Annotated in this window: 13 protein-coding genes, 1 tRNA gene and 2 pseudogenes; 8 read left to right on the forward strand and 8 right to left on the reverse strand. The window is 61.1% G+C overall.

Going from position 1 to position 13,125, the window contains the following annotated elements; genetic code table 11:
- The first annotated feature begins 10 nt into the window (after positions 1-10).
- Genes FJ951_RS26430 through FJ951_RS26440 form a run of 3 tightly spaced genes read left to right on the forward strand, consistent with a single transcriptional unit; the run spans position 11 to position 2,689 of the window.
- Positions 11-820, forward strand: a complete 810-nt coding sequence (locus FJ951_RS26430) for an ABC transporter permease (RefSeq protein ID WP_140518045.1) — start codon at positions 11-13, stop codon at positions 818-820.
- Entirely contained in the window at positions 813-1,625 is an 813-nt protein-coding gene (locus tag FJ951_RS26435; RefSeq protein WP_140518046.1) for an ABC transporter permease, read from the forward strand. The genes FJ951_RS26430 and FJ951_RS26435 overlap by 8 nt, the downstream gene beginning before the upstream one ends.
- Entirely contained in the window at positions 1,622-2,689 is a 1,068-nt protein-coding gene (locus tag FJ951_RS26440; RefSeq protein WP_140518047.1) for an ABC transporter ATP-binding protein, read from the forward strand. Before FJ951_RS26435 ends, FJ951_RS26440 begins: the two co-directional genes overlap by 4 nt.
- A 146-nt stretch (positions 2,690-2,835) precedes the next feature.
- On the opposite strand, the gene FJ951_RS26445 is transcribed toward FJ951_RS26440, so the two are convergent.
- From FJ951_RS26445 to FJ951_RS26460, 4 genes are read right to left on the reverse strand one after another with little or no spacing between them, the layout of a single operon-like run.
- Positions 2,836-3,462, reverse strand: coding sequence for an EthD family reductase (locus FJ951_RS26445; RefSeq protein ID WP_140518048.1), 627 nt, complete (start codon positions 3,460-3,462; stop codon positions 2,836-2,838).
- A 46-nt stretch (positions 3,463-3,508) separates the two neighbouring features.
- The gene (locus FJ951_RS26450) at positions 3,509-4,141 is read right to left on the reverse strand and encodes a glutathione S-transferase (RefSeq protein WP_140518049.1); all 633 of its coding nucleotides are present in this window, start codon (positions 4,139-4,141) and stop codon (positions 3,509-3,511) included.
- 21 nt (positions 4,142-4,162) lie between these two features.
- Positions 4,163-4,966 carry an alpha/beta hydrolase gene (locus tag FJ951_RS26455; protein WP_140518050.1) on the reverse strand — a complete coding sequence of 268 codons (804 nt, stop codon included), beginning with the start codon at positions 4,964-4,966 and terminating at the stop codon, positions 4,163-4,165.
- A 34-nt stretch (positions 4,967-5,000) separates the two neighbouring features.
- On the reverse strand, positions 5,001-6,296 hold the full coding sequence (locus tag FJ951_RS26460; protein ID WP_140518051.1) for an MFS transporter: 1,296 nt from the start codon (positions 6,294-6,296) through the stop codon (positions 5,001-5,003).
- 433 nt (positions 6,297-6,729) lie between these two features.
- Between FJ951_RS26460 and FJ951_RS26465 the strand changes: the two genes are divergently transcribed.
- The 3 genes and pseudogenes from FJ951_RS26465 to FJ951_RS26475 all read left to right on the forward strand — a co-directional run bounded on the left by FJ951_RS26465 (position 6,730) and on the right by FJ951_RS26475 (position 8,886).
- Positions 6,730-7,173: a recombinase zinc beta ribbon domain-containing protein gene (locus FJ951_RS26465; RefSeq protein WP_246671788.1), complete on the forward strand. Its 444-nt coding sequence runs from the start codon at positions 6,730-6,732 to the stop codon at positions 7,171-7,173.
- Positions 7,152-7,589: pseudogene (locus FJ951_RS26470) on the forward strand (integrase); the annotation flags it as partial. The gene FJ951_RS26465 and the pseudogene FJ951_RS26470, both read left to right, overlap by 22 nt.
- Before the next feature lie 107 nt (positions 7,590-7,696).
- Positions 7,697-8,886: pseudogene (locus FJ951_RS26475) on the forward strand (IS481 family transposase).
- 43 nt (positions 8,887-8,929) lie between these two features.
- Here the strand turns inward: FJ951_RS26475 and FJ951_RS26480 are convergent.
- Positions 8,930-9,006 (reverse strand) — tRNA-Met (locus FJ951_RS26480).
- Between the two features lie 240 nt (positions 9,007-9,246).
- Here FJ951_RS26480 and FJ951_RS26485 point away from each other — a divergent pair.
- Entirely contained in the window at positions 9,247-10,212 is a 966-nt protein-coding gene (locus FJ951_RS26485; protein ID WP_140518052.1) for a Gfo/Idh/MocA family oxidoreductase, read from the forward strand.
- Between the two features lie 37 nt (positions 10,213-10,249).
- Here the strand turns inward: FJ951_RS26485 and mnmA are convergent, their stop codons facing one another.
- Together mnmA and FJ951_RS26495 are read right to left on the reverse strand one after the other, a co-directional pair.
- Positions 10,250-11,440, reverse strand: coding sequence for a tRNA 2-thiouridine(34) synthase MnmA (gene mnmA / locus FJ951_RS26490; RefSeq protein ID WP_140496104.1), 1,191 nt, complete (start codon positions 11,438-11,440; stop codon positions 10,250-10,252).
- A complete protein-coding gene (locus FJ951_RS26495; protein ID WP_140518053.1) occupies positions 11,437-11,631 on the reverse strand; it encodes a hypothetical protein in 195 nt (64 codons plus the stop codon). The genes mnmA and FJ951_RS26495 overlap by 4 nt, the downstream gene beginning before the upstream one ends.
- Before the next feature lie 98 nt (positions 11,632-11,729).
- Here FJ951_RS26495 and FJ951_RS26500 point away from each other — a divergent pair, with 98 nt between their 5' ends.
- The gene (locus FJ951_RS26500) at positions 11,730-12,005 is read left to right on the forward strand and encodes a DUF1153 domain-containing protein (RefSeq protein ID WP_006203587.1); all 276 of its coding nucleotides are present in this window, start codon (positions 11,730-11,732) and stop codon (positions 12,003-12,005) included.
- Between the two features lie 67 nt (positions 12,006-12,072).
- On the opposite strand, the gene FJ951_RS26505 is transcribed toward FJ951_RS26500, so the two are convergent.
- Positions 12,073-12,999: an NADP-dependent oxidoreductase gene (locus FJ951_RS26505; protein ID WP_140518054.1), complete on the reverse strand. Its 927-nt coding sequence runs from the start codon at positions 12,997-12,999 to the stop codon at positions 12,073-12,075.
- Positions 13,000-13,125: the final 126 nt, after the last annotated feature.

Here is a 13,125-nt window from a genome sequence, read left to right on the forward strand (position 1 = left end):
GTGCGGCCGAATGATCATATTTGTCCTTCCCATCGCGGCATTCTTTGTCGTTTTCTTCCTGCTGCCGCTCGGGATGGTCGTTCTGGCCAGTCTGTTCGATCCGGTCCTGACCGGGTCGAACTACCAGGAACTGTTCACATCGCTGCTCTACGTGCGAGTTCTGCGTTCGACCCTTGAGATCAGCGGCCTGTCGACGATCGTGACGCTTCTGATCGCCTACCCGGTGGCCTATCATCTCTACAAGCAGCCGCCGCGGCGACGTACAATGCTGATGACGTTGGTCCTGCTGCCGTTCTGGACCAGCATTCTCGTCAAGAGCTTCGCCTTCACCGTGCTGCTAGGGCAGGACGGCGTCATCAATACCATTGCCCGCGCCCTGTTCGGCCCCGAGACCGGATTGAAGCTGCTCTTCAACCGACCGGGGGTTATCATAGGTATGGCTCACTACCTGCTGCCCTTCATGATCTTCGCCATACTGACCAGCCTGATGGCCCAGAATCCGGACTTACGAAGAGCGGCCGAAGTGATGGGAGCGGGCCGGCTGAAGATATTTCGCAGCATCACGCTGCCGCTCAGCCTGCCGGGCGTCGGCGCCGGCTGTCTCATCTGTGTCGTCCTGTCGCTGGGGATGTTTGTGACGCCGGCGCTGCTTGGCGGGCCGAAAGACATGATGCTGGCCAATCTGGTGGAGATGCATATCCGGCAGACGCTGGACTGGGGCTTGGCTGCCGCCCTTACGGTGATGCTGATCGTCATGACGGCGGCATTGAGCGCTCTCATTTCGCGTATCAGGGGCGGGGGGCTGGGAAATCATGGCTGAACGACTTCCCGGCGCCGCATCACTCGCGGAACGCTTCCTTCCACGTATCGGAATCGCGGCGGCCATTTTCGGCTACGTGTTTCTCGTCCTGCCGAGCCTGATCGTCATTCCGATGTCGTTCGGCACAGGAAGCGAACTCGTATTCCCGCCCCGTTCGTATTCGCTCGAACTCTACCGGCAGTATTTCCAGGAATCGACCTGGATGGCTGTCACCGCGCAAAGCGTGAAGGTAGGCCTGGCGACCATGGCCGCGTCGCTAGTATTGGGATTTTCCGCCGCGTACGGGATCACCAGGGCCGATTTCACAGGCAAGGGACCGCTGACGATCCTGCTGCTCAGCCCGATGTTCATGCCCCACATCGCCATTGCGCTCGCGATGTATCTCTACCTGTCACAGCTCGGCTTGGTCGGCACCACTTTCGGACTTGTCGCGGCCCATACCGTGGTTACGGTTCCCTTCGTCATAGTCACCGCCTTCACCGGCCTTCGCTACGTGGACCGCAACCTTGAACTGGCCGCGCAAACGATGGGAGCGGGCAGACTGCGCATCATCTGGAAAGTCGTGCTGCCGCTGGTCGTGCCTTCGCTTGTCGTGGCAGGCCTGTTCGCCTTCCTTCTGTCGTTCGATGAGGTCGTTATTTCCTACTTCATCTCGAGCGTTCAATCGGAAACGCTGCCGGTGAAGATGTACAGCAGCATCCATTGGGAGATTTCTCCGGTTCTCGCGGCGATTTCGAGTCTGCTGACTGTCCTGTCGTTCGGCGCGTGCGTCGCGATGTCCTTGCTGCAAAGGAATGACCGATGACGGAAGCGATGGTCCGGCTGGACGCCGTCGGGAAAGACTATGGCGCCGTGCGGGCGCTGTCTCCCACGTCCCTGGAGATTGCCAAGGGTGAATTCCTGACGCTGCTCGGACCGAGCGGTTCCGGCAAGACCACAATCCTCAACCTGATATCGGGATCGATCGCCGCTTCAGCGGGGACGATCTGGATAGGAGGGCGCAACGTCACCGGATTGCGGCCCAACCAGCGCGAACTTGGCATGGTGTTCCAGAACTATGCGCTGATGCCGCATATGACCGTGTTCGAGAATATCGCCTTTCCTCTCAGGGTGAGGAAATGCTCCGAGACGGAAATAAGGAAAAAGGTGGACGAAGTTCTCGATGTGATCCGGTTGGGCGGCTACGGGGCGCGCAAGCCGAAGGAACTGTCCGGTGGTCAGCAGCAGCGCATCGCCATTGCCAGGTGCCTCGTCTACAATCCGGATCTGATCCTGATGGACGAGCCGCTCGGCGCGCTCGACAAGAAGCTTCGCGATCAGTTGCAGCTCGAAGTTAAGCGCATCCACCGGACACTGGGCGTCACTCTGCTCTATGTCACGCATGACCAGAGCGAGGCGTTGGTCCTGTCCGACCGCATCTGTCTGATGAACGGGGGCCGGGTGGAGCAGATCGGGACCCCTGATGATCTGTATTTCAGGCCGCGGACCGTCTTCGCCGCCGATTTCCTCGGAGAATCCAACATTCTCGACGTTTCTGTCGTCTCCAGTGGAACAGAGGCGAAGCTGTCTACCCGGAGCGGCTTCCAGATAGCGGGCGTTGCGACGTCCTTGTCCGCGCCCACGGCCAAGATCATGATCCGCCCGGAATCCTTCGCCCTCGCAACGGATGGCGAACAGGGGCCGAATACCGTTACCGGTGCGGTGGAAGATGTTACCCTTACGGGTGGTGTCGTCGATATCCAGGTTCGCCTGGGCGATGCCGAGACGGTCAATGTGCGGCGACTGACGACCAGGGATTTCCGTGCGATGGAGCGTGGCCGGCCTATCACGCTCAGCGTCAAGCCAAGCGACGTGATGGTGCTGGAGTGATCGACCGGAATCTCCGGCACGTATTGTGCGACGAGCAATGCCCGTCGCACAATTTTTCGGCAAGGTAAGACTATCTATGGAGAGCTCGCGGCGAGCGCGGCCGCTACCCGCCCTGATGTTTCCGCCCCACGAAACTGGGACTGTATTCAGAAGAACCTGTGCACCTGAACGGCGAAGGTCGCGACTTCGGGAGCTTCCTGTTCGAGCCGGGCCGCATTCGCGACGACTGACCTATCGTCGCGAACCCATAGCTCCGCCAGGGCGCTCACCCCGAAACCGATGAATGGGACGGCACTACTGGGGGCCGCTCCCTGCTCGAGGATAGTATGCGAGATCGAGCCAAGGACGCCATCGAGCTCGGCGATGACGTCCGGCAGGGCGAAGACTCCCCTGTCCCCCGGGACCAGAAGAAGCTGCTTGATCGCGGTTTCGGGTCCGGCCGGCGCCTGCGCCCCACCATCGTCGCTGATCACCCGTGCGACGGCGCCGATGAAAAAAAGGGAATCCTTGTTGCAAGCCGCCATTTCGGGCGAGCCATGCGACAAGCGACGGCTTTCCGGGCTGTCGAAGGCAAGCACGGGAAATCCATCGACGCGGAGCCGGCGTGCCACGTCATTCGTTCCGGGCGCGTCGGCAACTACATGGTTCTGGTCGTATTTGCGCGCGCCGGGCAATTTCGCCGTCAATGGCCCATGAGGATCGAGCCAATGGCTTTTAAATGCGGCGGGCGAAATGTCCTCCCGGCGGCGGATCAAGCTGGTGGATATAATCATTTCGAGGTTTTCGGAAGATTTCTCAACGGCTTGCGGTGGATTTCAGTTAACTGGCTGCCGCCGCCAGGTCGTCGAAGAACGGGTCCGCCGCCACCGCCGGTACTTTCAGGAACTCATCGTGCCAATCGGCCAGTGCCTGACGCCCCGTGCGCCAGTCGAGCGTGCCAAAACGAAAATTCGAGTAGGACAGGGCCGTGCCGATGGCTGCGTGGCCGATCGAGAACGGCGTCGCGATCAGGTCGGGTACTTCGTCGTTCATCCGGTCCAGGACGTTTTGATGTTTGGTCTCCAGCGCGGCGACGAATTCAGGTGACTTCAAGGCGCCCGGCCGGTTCCGCTCCGTGAACCAGGCCAGAAGCAAGTCGATCGTGCCGTGGCCCAGCGCCAAGCGGCGCAACGCCTCCACGCGCGCCTTTCCTTGCTCGGGAAAGAGACGCGGCCCTTGATGGCAGCCGTCGAGATATTCGCAGATGACACGTGAATCATAGATCGCGCTGCCATCGTCGAGAACCAGTGTCGGAATCTTGGTCAGCGGGTTGTCCCGCATCAGATCCGGCAACGGTCGGTAGATGTCGACGACCGTGTTCATCAATTTGATGCGCTGAGCCAGACCCGCCCAATGGATCGCAACCATGACAAGACGCACATATGGAGAGCGGTGGGAATAATAGAGTTTCATCGGTCGCATCCTTCGATCGGGCTAGGCTAGGCTCAACACGCGACGCTTTAAGAAGCCGTCGATCGCGTCGGCGATTTCCTCAGGTGTCTCGACCGTCTGGTGATGGCTCGTCTCGATGGTGACGAACTCGACGTCCGGGATGGAACGCATGACGTTGCGCACATATTCGGGGGAGCGGAACACATCTAGCGTGCCGCCGATACCAAGTGCCGGGCATCGCACGGCCTCGACGTAGTGGGCGATGTCCATGTCGCTCAACAATTCGTAGTGAGCGACGAAGCTGTGAGGGTCGTTGCCGAGCCAGCGCGCCCGGAAGGCGCGGAATCGTTCGGGATCGCGTTCGCGCAACACTGGCGGGTATCCGCTTGCCATCGCACCGTCGACGATGGATTGCATCCCGTCACGCAATACGTTCTGGAGCATGGCGCGCCGGCTGGGCCGATCTTCCGGCTTCATGTCGATCGCCGGACTCATCACGACGACTGCCGACGTCCGTTCCGGAAAACGCGCGGCGAACGCGAAGGCCGTCGCCGCGCCCAGGGCGCATGCCGCGAGCGCCACCGGCTCCCTCAAGCCGAGCGCATCGAGGAGCGCCAGGAGATCGTCGCTCAGCAATTCGACCGACAGTTCGCCGCCTACCTTCGCCGACAGGCCGCAGCCACGCGTATCGTAGCGGAGAACCCTGAACCTCTGCGCAAACCGTGGCGCGACCATATCCCAGTTCTCGATCATGCCTCCCATCTCATGGATCATCACCAGGATGGGGCCGCTCGCGCCATGCAGGTCGTAGCGCAGCGATGTGCCATTGACCTCGATATAGTCCATTTCCGTCCTCCCAGGCTGTGAAGCCCCATAATCACTATTCCGCGGGATGCGGCTTTGTCCGTGCGAGCGGCGCGGTACGCTCGATCGGAAGGCAGAGCAGGATGACGATCGCGACGCAGCCGAGCCCGGCCAAAGCCAGCAGCCCGCCTTCGAAACTCCCGGTCAGCGTCTTGACGTAACCTACGATGTAAGGCCCGGTGAACCCGGCTACGTTAGCGATGGAATTGATGGCCGCTATGCCCGCGGCGAGGGCCGGTCCGCGCAGGAAGGTGTTCGGTATGGCCCAGAACGGGCCGAGATAGGCAAACATGCCGAAGCCGGCGATCGATATGGCGGTGATCTTTAGAACGGGATCCGACAGCATAGTGGAAACGATCAGGCTGATGACGGCCACCGCGATAGCGATCGCAGTGTGTATCTTACGCTCGCCGCGAGTATCCGAACGCCGTCCCCACCAGATCATGCCAACGGCGCCCACGACATAGGGCAGGGCTGCGACGAAGCCGGTCGCAAGGGCGGACAGGCCGAAGCCGGATATGATCTGCGGCAGAAAAAAGCTGACGCCGTAATTCGTGATGACTGCTCCGAAGCACACGAGACCGAGGGCCAGGACCCTGGGGCTTTTGAGAGCCGCGGCGATGCTGTGGTGGCCGCCGGCGTCCTCCTTGTTCTCGGCATCCATGCGCGCCTGCAGCCAGTTGCGCTGGTCCGGTTCAAGCCATCCCGCTTCCGCGGGCCTGTCGGTCAGATACCAGAAGACAATCACCGCCAGCACGATCGCGGGCACCGCTTCGATGATGAACAGCCATTGCCAGCCGGTAAATCCGAGCATGCCGTCCATTCCAAGAATTATCCCAGAGAGAGGGGCTCCAATCACTGTCGAGAGCGGAATGGCCACCATGAAATAGCTGGAGATGCGCCCACGATACCCGGCAGGGAACCAGAGAGACAGATAGAAGACGACCCCCGGGAAAAAGCCGGCTTCGGCAATGCCGAGCAAAGCCCGCAGGATGTAGAAACTGGTCTCGCCGGTCACGAATGCCATGGCGCCCGAGACCAGGCCCCAGGTCAGCATGATCCGCGCGATCCAGCGCCTCGCGCCCACCTTTTCCAGTATGATGTTAGAAGGCACCTCGAACAGGGTGTAGGTGATGAAGAATATCCCGGCGCCGAAACCATAAGCGGCTGCCGAGAGGCCGAGGTCAGCGTTCATTCTTATCGCGGCGAAACTGACATTGACGCGATCGAGATATGCGATGAGATAAGCTGCGATCAGCAGCGGAACCAGACGCCACGTCACACGCGCCATCGTGGCTTGTTCCTGTTCCATGCTTTTCTCCAGTGTCGCAACCGTTCATCCCGCCGGCTGCGTGATCTTTGCAGAGTCAAGCCATGCCACCGCCACCATCGCAGCGTTGGGCTTCCTGCGCTGAAGCACGGCCAGTTTGTTTGGAGTGCCAAGGCGAATGCTTGCACGGCTATCTTGAGCAGACAATAAATCTTGCCGGTAATTTCAATGGATGAAAGGGCTCGAGCACAAGCGATCCCCTGTCGCCGCAAATGGCAAGCGCGGTTTGCTTTAATCCACGTCCCTCAATCGCCGAACAGTTCGAAATCTGGTTCTGTTGCAACGTTTTGAATACCGGCACTGCGGCAAGGACTTTTGATGCCTACTCTGCCGGTCGAACCCCACGAGACCTAGCTGGTGATCTCAACGCGATGGGATAGCGCCGCCACGAGGAACACGCTGGAACGGCTCCACCATCAACGGAAATGCCCAACGCGGGGTGAGTCTGCTCTTTAACGAACTCTGCGTTGGTCGGATCATTTGGAACAAGATCCGAATGGTGAAGAACCCCGATACTGGCAAGCGCGTCTCCAGGCCAAATCCCAAGGACCAGTGGCAGACGAAAGAGGTTCCGCATCTTCGCATTATCAACGACGACGTTTGGCAAAAAGCACAGGCACTCAAAGTCGCGAGGGTGAACGCATCCTCTCATTTCAAGGGTCGCCCGGCTCACCTGTTATCCGGCCTACTTCGCTGCGGCATCTGTGGATCGGGCATGTCGGTTCACGATCGTGACAAGACGGGCAAAACGCGTATCAGGTGCTCCGCCGTTCGTGAAGCGGGAGCTGCTCCAATCGGCGCATTATTTACCTGCCCGCGATCGAGAGGGCAGTCCTTGATGGCATGCACCTCACCCTGAAGAAGGAAACCACCAAACCGGCTGGTGCCAATTTCCTTCAACAGCAGGCCAGGTTCGATGACTTCATCGATGAGTTCAACTCAGAACGCCCGCACCAGGCGCTCGACATGGACTACCCGGCGGAGCGCTACGCGCCCTCAACGCGTCCCTATGCCGGCCTACCAGACCTCGACTATCCGTTTCACGACAAGGCCGTCACCGTCACCACCTGCGGCCGCATCTGCTATAACAGAAAGAAGATCAACCTCAGCCTTGTCTTTGCCGGCCAGATCGTCGGCATCAAACAGGTCGAGGACCATATCTGGCTGGCTAGCTTCATGGACTACGATTTGGGATATTTCGATGATGAGACATGCAGGCTCGAACCACTCCAAAACCCCTTCGGGCCAAAAGTGTTACCCATGTCTCCGGTATAAACCGTAACCTATGTGTCCGGAACGGACCGGGTGAGCGACCCGAGACACAGGTGACGTTTTGTACCGGACACATGGGTAACACTTTTGGCTTTTGGCCGGAGGTGTTGATGCCGTGGAGAGAGTGTTCGGTGATGGAGGAACGTCTACGCTTCGTGGCCCGTCTTCTGGACGGGGAAGGCATGAGCGATGTGTGCCGGGAGTTCGGCATCTCGCGCAAGACGGGCTACAAGATCTTCAATCGCTACAAGGATGAGGGCCTTGAGGCACTGACGGACCGCTCTCGGCGGCCGGTGCGCTATGCCAACCAACTGCCGGTCCAGATCGAGCGGATGATTGTGGAAAACAAGCAAGAGAAGCCGCACTGGGGCGCCAGGAAGATCAGGGAGTTGCTGATCAGGAAACTGGCCGGCGACGTGCGCATTCCGGCCAAGAGCACAGTTCATGCCGTGCTCGACCGCCACGGCCTTGTGAGCCAGGCCCGCAAGAGGAACCGGGCGAACAAGGCCGTGGGCACGCAACTGTCACAGGCGATGCAGCCCAACGATCTCTGGTGCGCCGATTTCAAGGGCGAGTTCAAGCTCGGCAACGGCCGCTACTGTTACCCCCTGACCGTCACCGACCAGGCTTCACGCTATCTGCTGGCCTGCGAAGCCCTTGAAGCGACAAAGGAGGTTCCAGTCATCGAGGCTTTCGTCCGGCTCTTCAAGGAACGTGGCCTGCCGGAAGCGATTAGAAGCGACAATGGCCTTCCCTTCGCAAGCCCCAACGGCCTCCACAATCTATCGAGGCTGTCGGTGTTCTGGCTGAGGCTCGGCATCGCCATCGAGCGCATCCGGCCTGGCAACCCGCACGAGAACGCTCGCCATGAGCGCATGCACCGCACGCTCAAGGCCGAAACGACCCGGCCGCCGGGCATGAACGCCCTGCAGCAGCAGGCCAGGTTCGATGCTTTCATGAGCGAATTCAATGACGAGAGGCCCCACGAGGCCATCGGCATGAAGGTGCCAGCCGAGCTCTACAGAGGCTCTTCAAGAGCCTATCAAGGTCTACCCGAGCTGGATATCCCTTCCATGACAAGGACATTCTCGTCACCGCCTGCGGCCGCATCTGCATGCACAGGAAGAAGATAAACATCTCCACCGTGCTCGCCGGCCAAAGGCTCGGCATCAGCGAAGTCGACGACGGCATTTGGCTCGTCAGCTTCATGCACTATGATCTGGGATATATCGACCTGGAACAGAGGACCTTGCAGACCATCGACAACCCGTTCGGCACGAGGTTGTCACCCATGTCTTAGGTACATTCTGTTACCTATGTCTCCGGGCCGTACAGGTGAGAGGTGGTAGCGGGAGAGGGACTTGAACCCCCGACCCCAGGATTATGATTCCCGTGCTCTAACCAACTGAGCTACCCCGCCAGGGCGGCGAAAGGCCCGAAATCCGCCTTAAATCGCAAGGCATTTCGAGGCGTTCGCCAAGGTCGCGCGGATATAAGGTTGGGAGGGTGAGCCTGTCAAGCTTCGAACCGCTCGGCAGGGGCGCTTATTCTCGCTGCCGAAAAGCTTTGCCGCGCCGATAATTGGTTGCAGCCGCCGGGGTTGAGTTCGAAGAGGCACGTCGCTATGTCTCGGCCACGAGTTTTTAGAGTTTGAGAACAGATGAAGCCGCGCATTGCAGTCCTCGGTTGCGGATACTGGGGCTCCAACCACATCCGCACCCTCAAGGCGCTCGGCGCGCTGCACGCGGTCTCCGACGCCAACCGTGCCCGCGCCGAAGGCTTTGCCAGCGAACAGGACTGCCTCGCGATCGAACCGGACCAGTTGTTCGTCCGCGATGACATCGACGCCATCGTCATGGCGCTGCCGCCGCAATTTCATGCCGAGATGGCGGTGTGCGCCACCGAAAGCGGCAAGGACGTGCTGGTGGAGAAGCCGATCGCGTTGACGGTTGCCGATGCCGAGCGCTCGGTGCAGGCGGCGAAGGACAAGGGCCGCGTCTTTATGGTCGGCCACGTCTTGCGCTTCCATCCCGCGTTCGAGACGCTGAAGGCGCTCATCGACAAGGGCGAGCTCGGCGAGGTCCGCTACATCCATTCGCACCGGCTCGGCCTCGGCAAATTCCACACCGAGAACGATGCGCTATGGGACCTGGCGCCGCATGACCTGTCGATGATCCTGGCCATCACCGGCACCGAACCGATCGAGGTGCGCGGCGAAGGGGCGGCGCTGCTCGACAATCTCAGCGACTTCGCGCATCTGCACATGCGCTTTCCCAACGGTTTGCGCAGCCATCTCTTCGCCTCGCGGCTGAACCCTTACCGCGAACGGCGGCTGACCGTGGTCGGCACCAAGGCGATGGCTGTCTTCGACGATGTCGAACCATGGGAGCGCAAGCTCGCCGTCTATCGCCACGCGGTCTGGCAGGACAGCGGCCAATGGGCGTTCACCACCAATGAGCCCTCCTATGTCGCGGTTGGCCAAGGTATGCCGCTGACGCGCGAACTCGAGCACTTCATCCATTGCATCGAAACGCGGGCCGAACCGCGCACCAGCGGCGAGGAGGCAATCCGGGTGCTGCGCATCCTGACCGCGGGTACGGTCACGCACACCAAATCCAATCCCTGAAGAAGATCGGGCCGCGTCGCGGCGGAGAGATCGTTGCCTACTCGGCGGGAACCTGCGCCGGTGACGCGGCAAGTCGGCTCAACATCGCCTCGGCCTCGGCGCCGCGCTCGGAGCGTTCGATGAAGCCGCCGCCGAACACGCGGGCCTCGTTGCCGTCGTCGGAATAGAGCACGCAAGCCTGTCCAGGCGCGATACCGGACTCGCCATCGGCCAATTCGACCGATGTGACGCCCGCCTCGTGACGCAGCATCGCCGGGCGTGGCGGCCTGGTCGAGCGGACCTTGGCGAACAGTTCCAGCCCGCCCGCGGGCATGTCGGCCAGCGCGCCGTCACCAAGCCAGTTCATGTTGCGCAGGTAGATCTTGTGCGTCTCCAGCGCCTCGCGCGGCCCGACCACGACACGGGCGCGCTCGGCGTCGAGATGGACGACATAGAGCGGCTCGCCGGAGGCCACGCCGATGCCGCGGCGCTGGCCGATGGTGTAGCGCAGAATGCCTTCATGGCGGCCGAGCACCCGGCCGTCGATATGGACGATGTCACCCGGATTGGCGGCCGTCGGCTTCAGCTTGGCAATGATGTCGGAATATTTGCCCTGGGGCACGAAGCAGATGTCCTGGCTGTCCTGCTTGGCGGCTACCGTCAGGCCCATCTCCTCGGCAATGGCGCGAACCTGCGGCTTCGGCAGGCCGCCGAGCGGAAAGCGCAGATAATCGATCTGCGCCTGCGTGGTGGCGAAGAGGAAATAGCTCTGGTCGCGATCGGCGTCGACCGGCCTATAGAGCGCGCGATGGGCGCCATTGGCGCCGGAGCGAATGTAGTGGCCCGTGGCCAGCGCGTCGGCGCCGAGATCCTTGGCGGTGGCCAGCAGATCAGCGAACTTCACCGTCTGGTTGCAGGAAACGCAAGGGATCGGCGTCTCGCCGGCGACATAGCTCTCAGCGAAGGGATCGATGACCGCCTTGCGGAAGCGCTCTTCGTAGTCGAGCACATAATGCGGAATGCCGAGCGTCTCGGAAACGCGGCGGGCGTCATCGATATCCTGCCCGGCACAGCAGGACCCGGCCCGGTGCGTCGCGGCGCCATGATCGTAAAGCTGCAAGGTGACGCCGACGACATCATAACCCTCGCGCTTCAAGAGACCCGCGACGACGGACGAATCGACGCCGCCCGACATGGCGACGACGATACGGGTGTTTTCGGGACGTCCGGGAAGATCGAGGCTGTTCATGGTTCTTTCGTTCTGCGCGGCGCTTGCATGCCAATGACGCGAATATAGGTCAAGCTTGGCGGCTGCGCCAGCTTGCGGGAACCGATCGGCGGGCAACTGCCGGCCCGGTGACCGCGCAGATTTTTCGAGCGAATCCGGAACTTCCCGGCAGATATTTCAAATGTTTGCGAAAAGACTAACGCGGCGTTCATGATCATTACCTAGCTGTTAGGGTCTGCTTAGGCAATTTTTAAAGCTGTGGCGGTAACGTGGTGGGGATTGGGTCTTTGAGTTTTTTGTAGAGAGTACGATGACCGATCTGGTTAGACCGCGAGTCAAATATGTTATCGGGCCTGACGGCAGCCCTCTCACAATTGCCGATCTGCCGCCGACGAATACACGTCGCTGGGTTATCCGGCGCAAGGCGGAAGTGGTTGCAGCGGTGCGCGGCGGGCTTTTGAGCCTCGAGGAGGCATGCCAGCGCTACAAGCTGACCACCGAGGAGTTCCTGTCCTGGCAGGCCTCGATCGACGAATACGGCCTCGCCGGGCTGCGCACGACGCGCATCCAGCAATACCGGCACTGACGCTCAAGAATCTGCAAAAGGGCGCGAAGTTCGCGCCCTTTTGGTTTCTTGACAGCATTTGCGCGTTTCAGACCGTCAGCACCACCTTGCCGACCGGCTTGCTGGCGAGGAAAGCGTGCGCGGCGCCGGCCTGTTCTAGCGGGAAGGTCTTTGCCACATGCACGGTAAGCTTTCCCGCATCGACGAGCCTGCCAAGTTCCAGCAGGCCTTCGCGGTCGGGAACAACGGACATGCGTTCGACGCGGATGCTTCGCGCCTTGGCATCCGCCCTGGTCTTGTCACTGATGTCGAGCAGTGACACCAGCACGCCGCCGTCCCTGAGCACCTTCAACGATTGATGGGCGTGCTCGCCGCCCACCGTCTCGAGCACCAGGTCGATGTCCTTCGCCTTGTCGGTAAAATCATCCTTGGTGTAGTCGATGACCTCGTCGGCGCCGAGCTTGTGGACGAAATCCAATTTTTCCGTGCTGGCGGTGGCGGCAACCCAGGCGCCGCCCGCCTTGGCGACCTGCACCGCCAGATGGCCGACGCCGCCGGCCCCGGCGTGGACCAGCACGCGCTGGCCGGCTTTTATCGCGCCATGACGCACGAGGCCTTGCCAGGCGGTGAGGCCGGCCAGCGGCAATGCGCCTGCCTGGACGTAATCGGCGTGCGCGGGCTTGCGCGCGATTTCATCGGCGGGCACCGCGGCCAGTTCGGCATAGGCTGCCGCCTGCTTTGGGAAGCGCGGCATGCCGAACACCGCGTCACCTGGATTCAGGCCGCTGACACCAGGCCCCAGCGCCTCGACGGTTCCCGAAAGGTCCCAGCCGAGGATGAAGGGTGGTTCGCCGAGCAGCGGGTAATAGCCGGCGCGCACGGCGCCATCGACCGGATTGATCCCGGCCGCCTTGATGCGGACCAGCACTTCGCCGGCGTTGGGCGAGGGCGCCGGGCGCTCGGCGATGACAAGGACATCGGGTCCGCCGACGGAATTCTGGATAATGGCACGCATAAGATTTCTCCTGATTGACCGGTCCCACTATCATTTGGAGAGTAATAGTCTCTGTCGGTAGCTAATCAAGTTGTCCGGTTTGGTAGCACATGATCTGTCCGCTTCTGTTTTGGCGTCGAAGCGGTT

Origin of the sequence: Mesorhizobium sp. B2-2-3, assembly GCF_006442405.1 — a bacterium.
In the GTDB taxonomy this organism is placed as follows: Bacteria; Pseudomonadota; Alphaproteobacteria; order Rhizobiales; family Rhizobiaceae; genus Mesorhizobium.

Excerpts from the sequence above, each read along its gene's own strand:
- FJ951_RS26430 (WP_140518045.1), top strand. The coding sequence starts at position 11 with ATGATCATATTTGTCCTTCCCATCGCGGCATTCTTTGTCGTTTTCTTC.
- FJ951_RS26435 (WP_140518046.1), top strand. The coding sequence starts at position 813 with ATGGCTGAACGACTTCCCGGCGCCGCATCACTCGCGGAACGCTTCCTT.
- FJ951_RS26440 (WP_140518047.1), top strand. The coding sequence starts at position 1,622 with ATGACGGAAGCGATGGTCCGGCTGGACGCCGTCGGGAAAGACTATGGC.
- FJ951_RS26445 (WP_140518048.1), bottom strand. The coding sequence starts at position 3,462 with ATGATTATATCCACCAGCTTGATCCGCCGCCGGGAGGACATTTCGCCC.
- FJ951_RS26450 (WP_140518049.1), bottom strand. The coding sequence starts at position 4,141 with ATGAAACTCTATTATTCCCACCGCTCTCCATATGTGCGTCTTGTCATG.
- FJ951_RS26455 (WP_140518050.1), bottom strand. The coding sequence starts at position 4,966 with ATGGACTATATCGAGGTCAATGGCACATCGCTGCGCTACGACCTGCAT.
- FJ951_RS26460 (WP_140518051.1), bottom strand. The coding sequence starts at position 6,296 with ATGGAACAGGAACAAGCCACGATGGCGCGTGTGACGTGGCGTCTGGTT.
- FJ951_RS26485 (WP_140518052.1), top strand. The coding sequence starts at position 9,247 with ATGAAGCCGCGCATTGCAGTCCTCGGTTGCGGATACTGGGGCTCCAAC.
- mnmA (WP_140496104.1), bottom strand. The coding sequence starts at position 11,440 with ATGAACAGCCTCGATCTTCCCGGACGTCCCGAAAACACCCGTATCGTC.
- FJ951_RS26495 (WP_140518053.1), bottom strand. The coding sequence starts at position 11,631 with ATGAACGCCGCGTTAGTCTTTTCGCAAACATTTGAAATATCTGCCGGG.
- FJ951_RS26500 (WP_006203587.1), top strand. The coding sequence starts at position 11,730 with ATGACCGATCTGGTTAGACCGCGAGTCAAATATGTTATCGGGCCTGAC.
- FJ951_RS26505 (WP_140518054.1), bottom strand. The coding sequence starts at position 12,999 with ATGCGTGCCATTATCCAGAATTCCGTCGGCGGACCCGATGTCCTTGTC.